General features: G+C 64.5%; 1 protein-coding gene and 1 pseudogene. Both read right to left on the bottom strand.

Annotated features, from left to right (window positions below):
- Positions 1-202: pseudogene (locus VBE63_RS29205) on the bottom strand (CbbQ/NirQ/NorQ/GpvN family protein); the annotation flags it as partial.
- 282 nt (positions 203-484) lie between these two features.
- A partial coding sequence (locus tag VBE63_RS29200) for a lambda-exonuclease family protein (RefSeq protein WP_323686478.1) occupies positions 485-1456 on the bottom strand: 972 nt, incomplete at its 5' end.

Here is a 1456-nt window from a genome sequence, read left to right as displayed (position 1 = left end):
CGGTCGGGCCGCTAAGCAACAGCGCATCGCCCTTGGCGGCGCGCAGAAAGGCCAACACGGCGTTCAGGCCCTGGCGAAACACATAGGGCTGTTTGGCCGGGATCTGCGGATGATCGTCATCGGCGAAGCCTTCGATCTCCAGTCCGCGTGGGGCTTGGATGGCGAAGGTGGTGGCGACATCGAAGCGTTGGGTCATCGACATGGGGCGTCTCTCCTGCGTGAGGAGAGACCGACGTCCCCGGCAGGGAGTCAGGCTCCCCTCGGGGTGGATCAAGGCTACCGGAGGGCAGCCGGGTGATGAGGTCGGGTTTTGTAAGGCGCTCCGACAAGCGCACGGCAAAGCACAGCGGTCTGCCACAGGACCTGCACGGCTGCCAGATCCTGGGGCAGACCGCCTGCCCGCAGGCAGGACGGTCTGGGATTACATGTCGCTTAGCGTCGACTTGAAGGTCGGTCAGCGTGAGGCGAGGTTAGCGGTCGCGACTCAGAAGTAGAAATCCTTCATCGCGGCCTGTTTCGCCGCTTGCGCGACGGCCTCGGCATCGAAGTCGATCGCGGCTTTGGCCGGGTCCTCCTGAATCGTAACGCGCACCCGCTCACTCGGCTTGCGCCTGAACTGCTCGAGTGACTCGCTCGACAGCTGCGGCAACAGCGCGGCCACCAGTGCTGGATAATCGATGCTGCCGTTGGCGCAGAAGCGGGTGATGCGCAGTCCACCCGACTCGGCGATCAGGGCCTCGCCCATCATCGCCACCAGATCGGTCTGCAGCTGATCCAGCTCGGTCTTGCAGCGCTTGACTTCCGCATCATGCTGCCGGGCTTCACGCCAAGCGGCACGATAGCGACCGGCGAGCGCGTTCCAGTCCTCCGCCTGCTCTGACGGCGGGAGGTAGAGATCCCGCAGTGGGTCCTTGGCCGGCTCCCGGTTTTGCACGATCAGTTCCCAAAAGGCCAAAGCCTGTTCAACCAAGGTGTCGATCAGATCGGCATCGCGGGCGATCTCAAACACGGTATTGGTCTGCGCATCCTGATGGAACACCAGGTAGCCTTTCTCGGCGCCGGCCACATAGAGCTGATGCTGCACCTGGGGCAGATACAGCCGATAGGCGTCCGCCTCGCGTCCCTGCGTGCAAACGGCGCGATAGGTTCGTTCACTTGGCACCTTCAGCTCCACCGGCTCGCCGGCATCGTTGATGCCATCGAAGGACGCGCGCAGGATCGGCTCGTCGTCTGCTTCCGCGCACAGCGGCATCAGCAAGGTGTCATAGGCCTGCTCGAACCACTGCCGCGCGTCATCCTCGAGCTGGTTGCCGCGCTGCACCTGCGGGTTGCGCGATAGATCGGGCGCACGGGCGAGTCCGGTGCGTTCGGCCCAGAGCCACCAGCGCGTCTTGTAGGGCGAGCGATCGAGAATGATCGCCGCCTCGGAGGCGGTGATGCCCTGGGTGCGCCACTG

Source organism: Lamprobacter sp. (genome assembly GCF_034860625.1).
Taxonomy (GTDB): Bacteria; Pseudomonadota; Gammaproteobacteria; order Chromatiales; family Chromatiaceae; genus Lamprobacter.
Note: the sequence above shows the minus strand (reverse complement) of the source record. Positions and strands in the feature narration are given on the sequence as shown.